Annotated in this window: 12 protein-coding genes and 1 other RNA gene; 8 read left to right on the top strand and 5 right to left on the bottom strand. The window is 37.6% G+C overall.

Annotation, left to right across the window (positions count from 1 at the left end):
- The first annotated feature begins 318 nt into the window (after positions 1 to 318).
- A complete protein-coding gene (locus R3E32_04940) occupies positions 319 to 2,949 on the top strand; it encodes a T9SS type A sorting domain-containing protein (protein ID MEZ4884067.1) in 2,631 nt (876 codons plus the stop codon).
- An 8-nt stretch (positions 2,950 to 2,957) separates the two neighbouring features.
- Here the strand turns inward: R3E32_04940 and R3E32_04945 are convergent, their stop codons facing one another.
- The gene (locus R3E32_04945) at positions 2,958 to 3,590 is read right to left on the bottom strand and encodes an ATP-binding protein (GenBank protein ID MEZ4884068.1); all 633 of its coding nucleotides are present in this window, start codon (positions 3,588 to 3,590) and stop codon (positions 2,958 to 2,960) included.
- A 284-nt stretch (positions 3,591 to 3,874) separates the two neighbouring features.
- On the bottom strand, positions 3,875 to 4,201 hold the full coding sequence (locus R3E32_04950; GenBank protein MEZ4884069.1) for a tetratricopeptide repeat protein: 327 nt from the start codon (positions 4,199 to 4,201) through the stop codon (positions 3,875 to 3,877).
- 74 nt (positions 4,202 to 4,275) lie between these two features.
- Between R3E32_04950 and R3E32_04955 the strand changes: the two genes are divergently transcribed.
- The 4 genes from R3E32_04955 to ssrA all read left to right on the top strand — a co-directional run bounded on the left by R3E32_04955 (position 4,276) and on the right by ssrA (position 7,211).
- Positions 4,276 to 5,016, top strand: coding sequence for an electron transfer flavoprotein subunit beta/FixA family protein (locus R3E32_04955; protein MEZ4884070.1), 741 nt, complete (start codon positions 4,276 to 4,278; stop codon positions 5,014 to 5,016).
- Between the two features lie 24 nt (positions 5,017 to 5,040).
- Positions 5,041 to 6,018, top strand: a complete 978-nt coding sequence (locus tag R3E32_04960; GenBank protein ID MEZ4884071.1) for an electron transfer flavoprotein subunit alpha/FixB family protein — start codon at positions 5,041 to 5,043, stop codon at positions 6,016 to 6,018.
- Positions 6,019 to 6,057: 39 nt separating this feature from the next.
- Complete coding sequence (locus R3E32_04965) at positions 6,058 to 6,627, top strand: bifunctional nuclease family protein (GenBank protein MEZ4884072.1); 570 nt, start codon at positions 6,058 to 6,060, stop codon at positions 6,625 to 6,627.
- Positions 6,628 to 6,832: 205 nt separating this feature from the next.
- Positions 6,833 to 7,211, top strand: a transfer-messenger RNA (tmRNA) gene (ssrA, locus tag R3E32_04970).
- A 230-nt stretch (positions 7,212 to 7,441) separates the two neighbouring features.
- Here ssrA and R3E32_04975 read toward each other — a convergent pair.
- Positions 7,442 to 8,074, bottom strand: coding sequence for a hypothetical protein (locus R3E32_04975; protein ID MEZ4884073.1), 633 nt, complete (start codon positions 8,072 to 8,074; stop codon positions 7,442 to 7,444).
- 82 nt (positions 8,075 to 8,156) lie between these two features.
- A complete protein-coding gene (locus R3E32_04980; GenBank protein MEZ4884074.1) occupies positions 8,157 to 9,245 on the bottom strand; it encodes a hypothetical protein in 1,089 nt (362 codons plus the stop codon).
- Positions 9,246 to 9,360: 115 nt separating this feature from the next.
- Here R3E32_04980 and R3E32_04985 point away from each other — a divergent pair, with 115 nt between their 5' ends.
- On the top strand, positions 9,361 to 11,319 hold the full coding sequence (locus R3E32_04985) for a PLAT/LH2 domain-containing protein (protein ID MEZ4884075.1): 1,959 nt from the start codon (positions 9,361 to 9,363) through the stop codon (positions 11,317 to 11,319).
- Positions 11,320 to 11,439: 120 nt separating this feature from the next.
- On the top strand, positions 11,440 to 14,535 hold the full coding sequence (locus R3E32_04990) for a CHAT domain-containing tetratricopeptide repeat protein (GenBank protein ID MEZ4884076.1): 3,096 nt from the start codon (positions 11,440 to 11,442) through the stop codon (positions 14,533 to 14,535).
- Between the two features lie 43 nt (positions 14,536 to 14,578).
- On the opposite strand, the gene hemB is transcribed toward R3E32_04990, so the two are convergent.
- Complete coding sequence (hemB, locus tag R3E32_04995) at positions 14,579 to 15,547, bottom strand: porphobilinogen synthase (GenBank protein ID MEZ4884077.1); 969 nt, start codon at positions 15,545 to 15,547, stop codon at positions 14,579 to 14,581.
- A gap of 101 nt (positions 15,548 to 15,648) precedes the next feature.
- Between hemB and R3E32_05000 the strand changes: the two genes are divergently transcribed.
- Positions 15,649 to 16,275 carry an ElyC/SanA/YdcF family protein gene (locus R3E32_05000; GenBank protein ID MEZ4884078.1) on the top strand — a complete coding sequence of 209 codons (627 nt, stop codon included), beginning with the start codon at positions 15,649 to 15,651 and terminating at the stop codon, positions 16,273 to 16,275.
- The last annotated feature ends 41 nt before the right edge of the window (positions 16,276 to 16,316 follow it).

Below are 16,316 nucleotides of genomic sequence, written 5' to 3' on the forward strand. Positions count from 1 at the left end.
GTGTTTGAGTTAGCAGCATAGGGGCTTATATTATAAGGTTGAAGATAAGCAATATTTAGACTCACAAGATAGGAAATATGGAGAGTTTTAAAAACTACATGAATGTGTGCATAGTTTTTTGTCACTAAAATGTAAAATAAATTTTGATTTCTGCGGTAAAATGCTTAATTTTAGCCATTGAAGTTAGCCCTTCTCTACAATTTCAACTTGCTGCTACTCCTATCTTCCCATTTCCCTATAAATGCCTTCCCATCCAACTACAAGTTTTTTACTTTATTAGTACCACTAAATTAATTTTTTATAAAAAACTTATAAGCCATGAAAAAATTATATGTTTCTGTAATTGGCTTTTTATTGACCACTTTGTGCTTTGGACAAGTGTGGACAGGTGCAGTAGATAACAATTGGAGCAATCCCCAAAATTGGAATCCAAATGGTGTTCCGACTGCTCGGATAGAAATTCCTATCACCACTAACAAACCTACTATTTTCCAAGCCGTTCCCAATATTCAATCACTTACAGTCAAAGAAGGTGCAAGTTTTAACATTGCCATTAATGGTGTATTGCAAATCCTAAACGAGCATACTTCAATCGGTCTCAACAACAATGGAACGATTCAAAACCAGGGCAGTATCATCATTGAAGATGCTGCTTCTTTTGGCATTAGCAACAATGGTACTTTGGTGAATACGGGCAGTATTGCCTCCAATAATATGGGGACGCACGGATTGTTTAACTTCAAGAATTTCACCAACAATGGCCAAATAACCATTCTCAATTCTCAAGAAACAGGTATCGAAAATGTGGGTACTTTCGTGAATACTTCAACAGTTCACATTGAAGGAACAGACAGTATAGGACTGAGAAATTATTTGGAATTTGACAATACGGGAACCATAGACATTTTGCAGTCAGGTGCATTTGCTCTTCAAAATGTGGGCAACTTTACCAACGAAGGCCAATTGAACATTCACACTACCCTGAGAGAAGGCATGACCAACCACCAAACATTTACCAATCATGGAACGGTAACAATTGAAGCCTCGAATCGAGCTTCTGTGGTGAATTATTCAAATATCATCAATCATGCTCAATGGAATATTATCAATTCTGGCTTACAGGGAATTATGAATTATGTCAGCACTACGAATTATGGCACTATTGAAATTCAAAATTCGGGTAAAAATGGAATTGAAAACCTCAATTCATTCGATAATCACGGTACGATACACATTCAGAAATCAAAAAATGTGGGAATCTTCAATGCTGCAACTTTTATCAACCGTAATGTTTTGACCATTGATGAATCTACGACTGCGGGGATTTGGACACAGGTGAAATTTGAAAATTACGGTGATATGACGATTAGTAATACTACTTGGTCAGGCATCGCCAATTTGGGTATTTTTACCAATTTTGCGAATCTTGAAATCACCGACACTTTCAATAGAGGCATTGAAAACCAATCTACTTTCACCAACGAAAAGTGTGCAGTCATACGAACAGACGATTCGATTGTGAATGGATTGAATAGCAACATCATCAATTGGGGATGTATAGTTACAAGTTTTGAAGGTGATAATTGGAATCAAAGCAATGTCACCAACCACGGAATCATAGAAGATATATATGATAGTTTTGGAACACAGCCTGTTAGCAATATTGGAATCATTGTCAGTCCTATCCAAATATGCCAAAATCAAACCTTGGGAGTAGCCATCAAAAAAGGAACTGCAACCAATTTGAAGGTCTCCTCCGTTTGGTACAAAAACGAAGCCCACACTCTTTCAGCTGGGACTTACAACTCTACACAAAACGAATACACAAACGTACTTCCTTTCGGTGATTATTGGCTGTATTTTGACATAGAAGACCTGCAAAATGGCTGTACTTTTCCGATTCAAGCCAAATTAAATGTAGCCAGCAATCCAACAATTGAGGCAATAACGGAGGATGTCAGTTGTTTTGGAATGAGCGATGGGAGTATTTCGATTACTGCCAGTGGCGGCTCCAATGAATACCAATTTTTGTGGGGCAACGAAGATTTAAGCGAACAAGCCCTTCACAAAGATTTACCAGCTGATGTATATGAAGTTACGGTTATGGATGCCCAAACACATTGCAGTGTTTCTAAAAGCATTGAAGTCAGTGAACCACCTATTATTTCCACCAATTTTGAACAACTTCAATGGGCAAGCGCACCGCCATTGGACAAAAATGAATACAGCATTGAAATAGTAGGGGGTGTAGTTCCGTATCAATATGAATTGGTGTTAGAAGGCGACGAAACGGCTGCTTCACTATCCGAATTGACCAATCACCAACTTCAAATAGAGGCTTCCTCACTTTCTCCGTGGAGCTTGGAAATCACCGATGCCAATGATTGTCCGTATCAATTTGATTTAGGCGCAGGAGGTGATGATGACATCAATTTGCCTGTTATACAATCAGCCACTATTCTCAACGAAACTGATTTGGGTGAAAGTGACGGGACAATCGAATTGACTGTTGCTGAAGGAGATACTTCTTGTGGAGACTATACCTACGAATGGTCTAATGGACAGTATGCCTCAGAAATAGACTACTTGTTTGCAGGAGGATATACCGTTGTCATTACCGATTGTGCTGGAAACACAACAACGGCTTTCATCGAATTGGAGCGAGATGGAGAAAAAGGCAAAAACCGAAAAGCCATGAAAATCTTTCCCAATCCTGCGGAAGACTGGACACATCTGCGATTGATTTCAGAAAATGAAGACGAAGTGCTTATTCGGCTTTTTAATAGCAGCAATCAGCTGATTCGCATCATTTATGAAGGAGAAATTTCGGGAGAGTTAACCTATGAAACGGATTTGGATTTGCGGGCCTTGCCCAATGGCGTTTATTATGTACAGCTGACCACACCGTCTGGAACGAGTATTGCAGAAAGAATCATGACAGTGAAATAATTTTTGATTTACTTCAACAAAAATTCCTCTTTTCCATTTATTTGAAGCACTCCTTCAAATAACAAATCCAACAAAGTTCGCTTGGCATTGCGCTCGGAACAATTCTTGAGTTTCATATACTCAGAAACAGAAATGCGCTTATTTTTTTTCAGATAACTGACCAATTCGTTTTTGAAAATGGTGTAATAATGATTGCGCTCTAATTTGTTCATATAGCCACTTTTCAGCATTTCTGCAATCATTGTAGTAGGCACAACACATTCATCTGCAATGCGAACATATATTTTTTTTCGCCCTTTTCGGTCAATGCAATAGTGAGGCTTTTCTTTGCTTTCGGGAACGTGTGCTATCAAAAGCATTTTCTGTGTACTGGTTTCATACTCTTCAAATTCGAGTTCAATCGCAGGTTGACAAAACAATGCTGCCGCCTTTTCCAGTTCGTATTCTTCCCCACCAATGTCTGCTCCGACTACTCGTTTGTTGTCCTCCACGCCGACAATGATTTTGCCGCCTCTACTGTTGGCAAAAGCCACAATAGAACGTGCAATTTTCGGACGAGAGGTAATGCTTACCTTAAAATCTAAATTAGGTCCTTCGCCTTCTTTGAGCCAAAGGCTAAGGGGAGTTCTTTGATAGTACATATAGTTCAAATGTGTTTAAAAGGCTTTTTTCTTTTTCTTTCAATAGTTCGTGCAATTTTTAATGAACACAGAGGCACGGAGGCACAGAGTTTTGATTATCAAATAATTAGCAAAATAAAAATTATCTTCTAAACTGTTGATAATTAAATTGTTGTGATTTCTGCACGAACTATTGTCTTTAAAACGTGTTTTTCTTGATTTAGGCACACTTCAAAAACGACTTCAGAAAATTAATTTCATAAAAAGGTGATTTTGAAGTATATTTTTAATTTTCATTTTGTTCCTTACCAATCCTCCAATTCATCTCTAAGCATGTTGAATGCACCCTGCAATTCCTGGTGAGCATGTCTATCTTTTTCTTCAAGAGCTATCTTCATGCCCTTTTGATAAGTTTCCAACGCCTCATCATATTGTTTTAACTCCTCTTGTAACTTCCCTAAGTGGTAATAAGTTCCAACATATTGCGGATGATCTATGGCCAGTTGTGTAAAAACCTGCAATGACTGACCTTGGTCTTTTAGTTTGATGTATTCCAATGCCAGAGCGAATTGCAGAAAAGGGTCATTGGGATTCTCTTTCAAAAATGTTTTGATTTGTGACAGTCGATTCATAAGCGAAAATTTGATAAATTTTTAGTAACTTTGCACCGTTTTTTGAACATAGTATTAAAAAAAATAAAATATCTATGAATATTCTCGTTTGTATCTGTAAAACGCCAGATACTACTGCAAAGATTACTTTTACCGACAATAATACAAAATTTGATACAACTAACGTTCAGTGGATCATGAATCCTACAGATGAGTGGTATGCGTTGGTTCGTGGGATTGAGTTGCAAAAACAATTTGGCGGCAAAGTGACGGTAGTAAATGTAGGTCTAAGTGACAATGAACAAATCATTAGAAAAGCTTTAGCAATTGGAGCAGATGATGCCGTTCGCATTGACGCAGACCCTAATGATGCTTATTTTGTAGCCAGCCAAATTGCGGATTATGCTCAAACCGAAAGTTTTGACATCATCCTTACAGGCAAAGAATCCATTGACTACAATGGTTTCAATGTTGGCGGAATGTTGGCAGAAATGTTGGATATGCCTTATATTTCTTTGGCAACCAAACTTGAAGTTGAAGGTACTACTGCAACGGTGGATAGAGAGATTGAAGGAGGTATCGAAAAAGTACAGGTAGATTTACCATTCGTCTTAAGCGGACAAAAAGATTTGGCAGAGCAGTTGATTCCCAATATGCGTGGAATCATGATGGCTCGCCGCAAACCTCTCAAAGTGATTCCTGCTATCGAAGTGGAAACACTTAGCAGCATCAAAGAATATGAACTCCCTCCTGCACGTTCTAAGGTGAAGTTGATAGATCCTGACAACGCTGCTGAATTGGTGCGATTGCTTCACGAAGAAGCGAAAGTTATTTAATATTAATATAAAAAATCAAACAAAATGTCTGTTTTAGTATATATAGATCAATCCAATGAAGGTAAATTGAAAAAAGCGGCTTTTGAAGCAGTTTGCTATGCTGCAAAAACTGCCGAATTGATGGGGGGGCAAGAAGTAATCGCAATTGCGATTGGCGCAGCCGATACAGCCGAATTGGAGAAATTAGGTGCTTATGGTGCGGATAAGGTATGGAAGGTAAACAATGCCGCTTTCCACAATTTTGATTCGGGTGCTTATGCCAAAATCGTTTCAGAGGCAGCAGAAGCATCTGGTGCAGAAACAGTTGTCATTTCTTATAATAGCACAGGTAAAGCCTTAGCTCCTCGTGTAGCGGTTCGATTGAAGGCTGGTTTTGTAGCGGGAGCTATTGACGTGCCAAGCATCAACGGTGATTTTACGGTTCGCAAATCCGTTTTTTCTGGAAAGGCTTTTGCAGAATATAGCCTTCACAGCAGCAAGAAAGTGATTGCAGTTAATCCAAATGCCTATACCGTAACGAAAGGGGAAGGCACTGCTCCTGTTGAAGATTTTGCGACAAGTGTGGGGGCTGATGCAGTGAAAGTGAAAGTATTGGAGGTCAGCAAAGCATCGGACACCATTCCATTGCCCGAAGCAGATTTGGTGGTGTCGGCAGGTAGAGGTCTAAAAGGCCCTGAAAACTGGGGAATGATTGAGGAATTGGCACAACTATTGGGTGCTGCTACTGCTTGTTCTCGTCCAGTAGCTGATGTAGATTGGCGGCCTCACCACGAACACGTTGGGCAAACAGGCTTGACCATTCGTCCAACCTTGTATATTGCTGTTGGAATTTCTGGTGCTATTCAGCATTTGGCAGGTGTGAACAATAGCAAAGTGATAGTCGTTATCAACACAGACCCAGAAGCTCCTTTCTTCAAGGCTGCTGATTACGGGATTGTTGGGGATGCTTTTGAAGTAGTTCCCAAAATCATTGAAGCAGTAAAGGAATTGAAGAGTAAGTAGTGGTCAAAAATTAAAGTAGGTAATTAGCATTTTTTACCCATGAGAAAAATCGAATTAGAAATAGTTGTTCTTTCGCACAATATCAGTCAATCCCAGTCTTATGCTGTTGTGTTGGGGGAAAAGGAGGGCTTGCGAAGGTTGCCCATAGTCATTGGAGCTTATGAAGCTCAGGCAATTGCAGTTGTCTTGAACGATCTGATGCCCGCCCGTCCGCTTACCCACGACTTGATGAAAAACCTGTGCATTGAATTTGATATTGAACTGCGAGAGGTGATTATTAGTGACCTAAAAGACGGTATTTTTTATGCTACTTTGTTGTGTCAAATGGGTGAGAATATTCTCGAAATTGACTCTCGGACTTCCGATGCTTTGGCTTTGGCGGTGCGCTATGGCTGTCCGATTTATACTTACGAATTCATTTTAGAACAAGCAGGTATTATTTTAGAAGAAAGTGTGAAGGAACAAAAGCGAGGAAAAGAGGTATCGAGTGGCAATGACTTGAAGCGACATACTATTGATAAACTGAACAATCTGCTTGATGAAGCGATTGCGAAGGAAGACTATGAAAAGGCTGCTCAACTGCGAGACGAAATCAATAAACGCTCATAGAATTAAAATAGACTTTTGAAGTTTATTCTGAAAAGATGGAATGTTTGAAAATCAGTAGGCTGTGAAAAGAAAACTTCAAAAGTCTTTGTGCTTTTGGGGAACTTTTTTGGGTGTTTTGCAGTTATAATATGCCAAAAGGAATAAAAACAGCGATAAATTCGATTTACCGCTGTTTTTATTCTAATTTTGGTTTTTTCCTATCAATGGGGCTGTACTGGCATTGACAGTAAAGCAATAGGTGGGTAAGCATGTCGAGCTTTGTTTGCTGGCTCGTAAATCTCAACATTCAAACTTTGCAAGTGGCAACACTTCTTATGCGATGGCAGCCTAAGTTCTAGGTTAATTTAGATGCCTCAATCTCCCGCAATTACACGCATGTTTGGCTCGTGTAGCGGTCGAGATTTCGAAACTATGCTAAACTAGCCTGAGTGGCTACTCCGACACTTAGGCGAAATTCAGGAGATAAGGATGTTTTTGGTTCGTATTCTTCCTGATTCATCCCGACAATCAATAGAATACTACACATGTAGAAAGCTCATGGATTCTTTATCTGGACGAGGGTTCGAATCCCTTCAGCTCCACCAAACAGTTTCAAAGCTGCTTTATTTATCAAAAATAGAGCAGCTTTTTTTTGTGGTGGTAAACAATATAACAATACCTTTGTTACTTGTTTTTTAAATTTTATAAAGGTTTTAAGAAAGAAGTATTTTACATTCCACACACACCCTCTCTACCCATTCAAATGCCGTGGAGAGGGCTTTCATATCTTCAATTGAGCATAATCCTTTGCGAAATAGGTCAATATTACATCCGATTAGTTGTAAACAAATACCTTACCTATCATCATCGGACTGCCTCCCTTCAATGCCAATTTCCAATAATACAAACCTGATGGAAATTGGTCTTTAGGCTCAAAGCTAAGTGTGTATTCCGTTTCACTTGCTGCTATTCTTGTCTTAAAAACCCTTCCAAGATGATTTTCCAAAGTGAGGATAAAACCTATGCCTGTATTCGTGCTAAATCTAAATGAAATAAAACCTATACAGAGTTGCTCATTTTCAGGATGAAGTACCACTAACCGCCCGTCAACTACAGAATTGCGGTAGGTTGTAGAAATCATCTCCTCATAAGCAGGAATGACTATAGCGTCAGCTATCAACCGCTCCAATATAGCATCTATGTCTTCAATATTATTGGACAAACGCAGGTTACTCAAGCCGTTGTCCAATAGTGGATGCTTTCCCAATTCTAAATAATTGACTCCCTCCAAAGCCTCATAAAGTTCGTACAATTGGATGGTGCAATAAGCACATTTTTGGGCATGTACATAAATAATGCGTGGAATTTCTGCTAAACGATTAAGATTCAGAGCTTCAATATACAAAGATTTTGCTCTGTCATTTAAATGATGTTCTAAATCAAAATATATTGATAATTGATTGTCCATTTTGCTAAAAAATTATTCTCTGTTTGAAATAGACGTTTTTCGATGTTTCATTTGGGAAAGTTTACTGAAATTAATTTTTTCACTAAGTTCTATAATATCGATATACCAATTCCCCCATCCATTCGTCTAAATATTTCACCAAATCCCGATTTGTAGTAATTTGTTGTAACATCTCGCTTTCTTTGCCTATCCACTGTATAGGTAATTTTACTTGTCTTTGGTGAATAACAATCAGTAGGAGTTTGACCATAATGTGGTTGCGTTTTCGGGTAAACCATTTTCGCAGGTTGGAGGACGTGTGGTTTTTTCCTTCAAAATAACCAATGAATTTACCGAGATTTTCCCACAATAGTTTATTGCTCCAATGTACATACTGTTTGTTGAACAATTGCAACATTTCCTCCAGCATAAGCATAGTCAATGCCAGAGGATAGATATCTGATTCATTTAATAGCAAACGATAATAGGTTTTTAAGCAGATTTCAAGTTTGGTTTTTTCTTTGCCTACATATTGTTGAATCAAAAAAACAAGCATTTTAATCTGTTCTTCAAAATAAAACTGTTGGGTAAGGTTCTCAAAAAGGGGAGATGTTTGAAAAAGATGGCGTTCAATTGCTTCTTTTGCTTGTCTTTTTTTGGTCTTATAAAGAGATTTACAGATGTCTTTGAGTTGATTGGTAATGATTCTATTGAGGTAAGTTGAAAATAAAGTTCCGTCTGTGCCTTGGTATTGCTGCAATTGACCACTATGCAATTTTTCCAAAAGTTTTTGCTGCAATATCTGATAGACATCATCTGCATCTACTTCTTGAATAAAGCCTTGCTTCACAAAATATTTTACTTTAATAGCTGACAAGGAGCGGTAATTGATGATTAACCGCACATCTTGGTTTTGAAGTAAATGTACATCTATCAAATTTTTACAGACTGCTCCCCCTGCTTGTGCTAAAACAGTAATTACATACGCTTCTTCTTTGTAATTTCCCCATAACTTCAATAAGCGATTAACTGTCTGTTTTTGAATTATTTGAAGGTACTCATTTCGCTTATCGATGGGTAGTTTACCCTTTTCAATGTATTTATCCAACATTTTTTCTAAAACCGAATGGTATTTAAAAATCAGTTCTTTTGGATTGGATTGAAGGAGTTGTATGTCTTCTGAGTTATTCACAAATTGAAGGTAAAAAAATGATGTGAATTTTAAAAAAAATAAAATTAGTTTTCCCACACAGGGTTTGAGAATCGTCTGTTTCAGAGAATTTTTTTTTTATCTTAAAACCTTCAAAATGAAACAATCACAATTTTTCAAATCCTTTTTGATTACTTTTTTAGCTGTATCTATGTATTTCAATACCTGTATGGCTCAGGTTACCTGTTATGCCGATTCAAATTACCAAGGACATAAAATTGATTTACCGGCAGGAGAATATGCCAAAATGGGAAAATTTAAAACACCTTCACCTTGGCAGCAAGTGTCTGCCAACGACCAAATATCATCGATTCAAATACCCCGTGGTTGGCAGGTGTATGCCTATGATGGTGATAATTTCAAGGGAAAGCAAATCATTCTAACTGAAGATGTTCCAAACTTGAATAATTTGGGATTTAATGATAAAATTTCTTCAATCAAGATTTTACGGATTAATTCTTCAAATCAAATAAATAATAACCAGACACTAAAATATCAGAATAATAAACATGGAAAAGAAAAATCCTCTACTCGTCAGAATAACTCAGAAATTACAAGTCGACCAAAAACAAGATGGGGAAACGCTAATCAAAGTTCCAATTCTACACCTAAACCTACCTCTGCCTATATAGAGCGCATCGAAACTTTCACTCCATATGCGATTCCCCACTTATGTCCTAAACATGTAGGAGGCGATAGAGAGTTTGGGGGTAATGGACCAAATGTTAATGCTTTTGCTCGTTTACAACTGAGCAACGATAAAAAGAGAGTAGAAGCCGTATTGTACTTACATGCAAAAGAAACCAAAAGTGATTGGACAGAAGCCCGCCAAACTTGGACAGAGACAATTTGGACAGCCCCTTCTGGATTCGTTATCACCGACATTCTTTCTAGCGCAGAATCGAAGGTTTCTTACACCGACACCGATCATGATATTGACCATCCAGACATCAAAGGAGGAAATTTGGTGCGAATATTTGAAATAATGGGAGATACTAACGGGAATGATGTGGGAAACTGTACTTCAGATGACGTATATATGGATGTATATTTCAATAAGGTAAGTGTGAAAATAAAATCTATTTCTCCAATGCCTTCCCAAACCTCAACACCAGATAATGGCGGCTATACCTTAGAGTCTGTGGTACAAAAAATTGACTTAGAAGAAATTCCCATATACAGCCTTCAAATCCGTACCAAAACTGGCACAGTCAAAGATGCTGAAACAGACGCAAGGATATATGCCAGATTGAATGGAAAAGATGGAATCTATTATTACGACAATGGTGGAAATGATAGAGAAAAAGGAAAAACCGACACCTATTACAATCTAAGTCCTAATATTAAAACCATCAAAGATATTCAATACCTTGAAATTGCCACAGAAGATACAGATGGCTGGTGTTTGCAACAAATCGAATTGATTGTAAATGGCGAAGTTATGTTTGACAAATCTTATGGTACTTGCACTTGGATAGATAAGAATGATGGTCACCCAGATAAAATTGTAATTCAAGGAAGTGAATTGAGGAATAGTTCCTATTGGAAGAATGCAAACAAATCATCACTCGCAAAACCTGTCACCATGATTAGTAGAAAAACAATAGAACAGATGATTGAAGCTGCAGTAGGACACAACAACACAAATACCAAGCTAGAATGGGGGGATTTGTCTGGTAATCGGTATGTTGAAGCCAAGTACAAAACCGACAATACACTCAGCATTGATTTGGACTTGGACTACAATATTGATATAGGTTCTGTTGATTTAAACAATCCTGAAGTGGATGTGGATTTTGATTTGGTCTGTAATTGCGAGAATGGGCAGATTGTAATGGAAGTCAAAGACTTAAAGTCGGAAGCTCCTAGCGCTTATGGTAAACTAATTGGTTTTACCATAGGAAAATTGTCTGGTTGGTTGGGCGACGGGATATCTAGTATGATTAGCTTGGATTTTAAACCTGGAGACATGAAAGATCCCAAAATCGTAGCTTTTTATAACAATACTTGCACAAATATTCAAGTAGATAGTTCAGGAAATATTCATTTAAAATAAGCTAATTTTTAAAAATTACAAAAGAATAGCCTCAAAATGAAATTACTTCATTTTGAGGCTATTCAGGTTTGAAGAAAAAATATTATTTTAGAGTATTCTTCAAGATGAAATTCGCTTAAAATGAACCAACGAGAAAGATTGAAATCTGCAGAAAAGAAAGTAATTGAAGCTGAAAAACTACAATCCGCTACCCAATTCAAAGCGGCTAATGATTTACTGAAAGAAGCTGCGAAAATATATCAAGCCAATGGGATAGTAGAGAAAGAGCAATTACTATACAATTCCATTGCAGTCAATGCAATTCATCTGGCAAACTATGAAGAAGCCCTTTCTTATTTGAACAAAGCATTGGATTTGGGACTCGAAAAATTGGGACTACACCATGTTCAAGTTGGAGAAACTTATGGTCATTTTGGAAAATGCTACCGATTAAATGGAGATATACAAAAAGCTTTGGGGTACAATCAAAAAGCACTGAACATTTTTATAGTTTTTGAACAAAAGACAAATATCTCTATTGCAAAAGTTTACATCGAAAATGGAAGTTGTTATGAATTTTTAGGAGATTATAAAACTTCAATGACATTTTACGAAAAAGGGCTTCAATTATTACTGCAAGAATTAGGAGGCTCCCATCCTCATGTGGGTGGTGTGTATATGAATATGGGAAATAGTTACAGTTTAATGGGCAATCAACAACAAGCATTGAAGGTCTATCAAAAAGCATTGGTGATATTTAAAAATAAATTTGGGGAAGCCTACTCCGAAATTTCTACAATTTACAACAACATCGGTATCATCTATTGGTCTAATGGAGACCATAATCAAGCTTTATCTTATTACTACAAAGCATTGGACATTTGCGTAGCCATCTTTGGAGAGAATCACCCCGAAGTAGGAAGAACGTATGCAAATATGGGTATTGCTTATGAAGCATTGAATCAGTATGCGACTGCATTATCATATCACCAAAAGGGTTTGGAGATTTACCAATCAATATTTGGAGAAAACCACCCCAATCTTATAGGGTTTTATTGGAATATGGCGGTCTGCTATATGGAGCAAAAAAATTATGAACAAACACTGGTACTTTACAATAAGGTTCTAACGACTTTACTGCCTTTACTTGGTTCGTTCCACCAAGACATCGCTGCAATTTATCACAATATGAGCGAAATTTATATGAGAAAGACCAATTATGATAAGGCTCTGAAACTTCAAAAAAAAGCATTGAAATCTTTACCTGCATACTTAATTGACAATCATCCTGTCAGCGCACAGTGCTACCTCAGTATGGGCCTCTGTTATGGTAAAATTGGAAAGTTGAAAAAAGCTCTGTACTCCTATCAGAAAGGGCTACAATCCTTATCCTATGATTTTGAAGAAATGAATGTTTACCAAAATCCCACTTCCTATGATGTACAAGATACACAGGGTTTTTTGCAGTTATTAAGCGGAAAAGCACGCACATTTTACCATGCGTTTCTTCAAAATCAAAAACCGAAATACCTTCAAGCCTCTTTTGACACGTATCTCTTGGCCATCCAGCTAATTTCTCAGATTCGCAATAGTTACAAGGCAGAAGATAGCAAGCTTTTTTTAGCCGAAAAAGTGGCAGGTATATTTGAAGGATTCTTAGAAGCTACATGGGAGTTAGTCCAAAAAATTGAAGGGGTTGAAATGATAGATTATTATTTACGTCAAGTGTTTTCTTTCTCCGAACAATCCAAAGCTGTTTTGTTACTCTCCAATATCAGAGATAGTGAAGCCAAAATAGCTACCAACATTCCTGAAAAAATTCGACAAAAAGAGTATGATTTGAGAATAGAGCTTAGTTTTATCGATAAACAAATTGCCGAAGAACAAAACAATCTAAGCCCAAAAGATAAAGAAGAAGCCGAAAAAAGTAAAAAACGCCTCAGAATATTACAAGCTCAACACTTTGACTACAACCAAGAATATGAAAATCTGATTGAAAAACTTGAAATAACGTACCCAAAGTATTTTCAACTCAAATATAGCACTACTATAACGAATGTAGAAGAAATTCAAGTGTATTTGTTAAAACAAACTCAAACTACTGCTCTAATAGAATATTTTGTTGGAGAAAAAGATGTGTATATTTTTTGCATCACTCCTGATAATTATCAGGTTGAGAAAATCAAAAAACCATCTGTATTGGAAGAATGGATAGTAGAATTTCAAGAGGCATTGAATATGGCTGATTTGGTAGATTTTGTGGCATTAGGTAATAAATTATATGAACTGCTATTGTGTCCAATAGAAAAAACAATAGAAGGCATTGAGCGACTTATATTTATTAGGGATGATGTTTTGAATTATTTGCCTTTTGAAGGGTTATTAAAAAACGATTCAAAAGCTTCCTCTACTACGACCTCACATTTTGCAGATTTACCTTATTTGTTGCGGCATTTTGAAATTATGTATCATTATTCTGCTACCCTCTTATTGTATCATTCAGAATTGAATAAAACGGCAACAACTACCACAAAAGCCTCTTTTGTTGGCTTCGCACCTGTTACATTTGATGGCTCAGAATCTATAGAGTTGGCTATAGAAAGTGTAGAAGGCCGAACTACTGTATTGCGTTCCAATAAGCAAGGGGAGTGGGCTTTGAAGGTGCTACCAAATACAGAAAATGAGGTGAAGAATATTTACGAACTTTTTGAATTGCAGCAACTTCCTGCCAAGGCTTTTTTATACAGTGCTGCGTCCAAAAAAAACTTAATAGAATTTGCGTCACACGGAAAATTCTTGTTGATTGCTACACATGGTTTTATACACGAGCAAAGTACAAATTTGTCAGGCATATATTTGGCAAATATAAAAGATGCTGAAAACAATATCGCTGAAAATAATTTCTTACTCACAATATCAGAATCCTACCAACTTCAACTTCAAAATACAGACCTGGTTGTTTTAAGTAGTTGTAGTAGCGGAGTAGGAAAATTACAAAAGGGTGAAGGAATGATGGCTATGAATCGAAGTTTTTTGTATGCAGGGGCAAAGAACATCATTTTTACCCAATTTGACATACCTGATCAATCGAGTAGTTTGTTGGTAATGAAGTTATTTGAATTGGTATTGAAGGGCGAAAGTTATGCTTCCGCATTGCGAAAGGCCAAGTTATATTTAATAAATCAGGTAAACAAGCAACCCAGAGATTGGCTAGCCTATTGTTTAATAGGAAATTAGACACTTACCAACCTTCGCATCTTCAAATACTATTAAACTATTTTTACATCTTCAATTGTGCATAATCCTTTGCGAAATAGGTCAATATTACATCGGCTCCTGCCCGTTTGATACTCAGCAACATTTCACTCATTGCCGCATCATAATCAATCCAACCCTTCAATGCTGCCGCCTTCACCATGCTGTATTCACCGCTAATGTTGTAGGCTGCAATCGGTACTTGGTAATTTTCCTTCAATAAGTGAATCACATCCAAATAAAGGCTTGCAGGTTTGACCATCAAATAATCTGCCCCTTCTTCATAGTCCAATTCTGCTTCAATCAAGGCTTCCAACTTGTTGGCAGGATCCATTTGGTAAGTTTTCTTATCGCCCGATTTGGGAGCAGAATCCAAGGCATCTCTAAAAGGCCCATAAAAAGCACTTGCATATTTAGCCGTATAAGCCATAATCGCAACATTGTGAAAACCATTGGCATCCAATCCTTTTCGAATTGCTCCAATTCTGCCATCCATCATATCCGAAGGTCCAATAATGTCTGCTCCAGCCGCTGCTTGTGCAATAGACATTTTGACCAATATTGGCAGGGTTTCGTCGTTCAATATCTGACCATTTTCGACCAAACCATCGTGTCCGTCCGAACTGTAAGGATCCATCGCTACATCGGTCATAATGCAGGCTTCGGGAAAATGTTTTTTGATGGAACTTATTGCAGCAGAGTAGAAGTTATCGGTTTGATAGCTATACGTAGCCGTTTTATCTTTGAGGGATTCTTCCACAGCGGGAAACAATACAAAGGTTTTGATACCCAATTGAAGGCAACTTTCTACCTCTTTCAGTATATTGTCGAGCGAATAGCGGTAAATATTGGGCATGGATTCGATTTCTATTTTTTTGTTGCTTCCATCCAACAAAAACAAGGGATAAATCAAATGGTCTGTGCTGAGGTGTGTTTCTCGAATGTGGCTGCGAACCACGCTGTTTTTGCGATTGCGTCTGGGTCGTCTGGTCATGTTTGTATTTGGTTGTGAATATTTAGTGGATGTTAAGATAACATCTTATGTCTTTAATCTTTTGTCTTACGTCTTATTTATGTATGAAAAAATTCAAAAAAATGCTCTTTTGGTTGCTCATTGCCGTATTTTCCATTATTGCCTTGATTTTCACCTGCAATAAATGGATAGAACACAGCACCCGCAACAAGGTTTTTGACAAAATTTCGGATATTCCCGTCAATAAAGTTGGTCTATTGTTGGGTACAACCGAAATACTCGCCAATGGTCGCCGCAACTTGTACTTCGATTTTCGCATACAGGCAGCGGTACAACTCTACAAAGCTAAGAAAATTCGATACATTGTGGCAAGTGGCGACAACCATACCAAAAACTATGACGAACCTACGGCAATGAAAGCAGCTTTGATGCGAAAGGGAATTCCCGAATCTGCGATTTACCTCGACTATGCAGGTTTTCGCACTTTGGATTCGGTGGTGCGCTGCAAGGAGATTTTTGGGCAACAGCGTTTTACCATCATTTCGCAATTGTTTCACAATCAGCGTGCTATTTTTATTGCGAAATCTCAAGGCTTGGAGGCCGTTGGCTTCAATGCCCGCAATGTGGCAATGCGTTACGGATTTAAGGTGATGGTTCGTGAATATTTGGCGAGGGTCAAGGCGGTTTTGGATGTGTATTTGCTGCGAAAAAAGCCCAAATTTTTGGGTGAACCTGTTGAAGTGGGGTAATTATTGAAGTGAAATTTTAGAATGCAAAATATTGACAATTA

Source organism: Chitinophagales bacterium, from assembly GCA_041392475.1.
GTDB lineage: Bacteria > Bacteroidota > Bacteroidia > Chitinophagales > UBA2359 > JAUHXA01.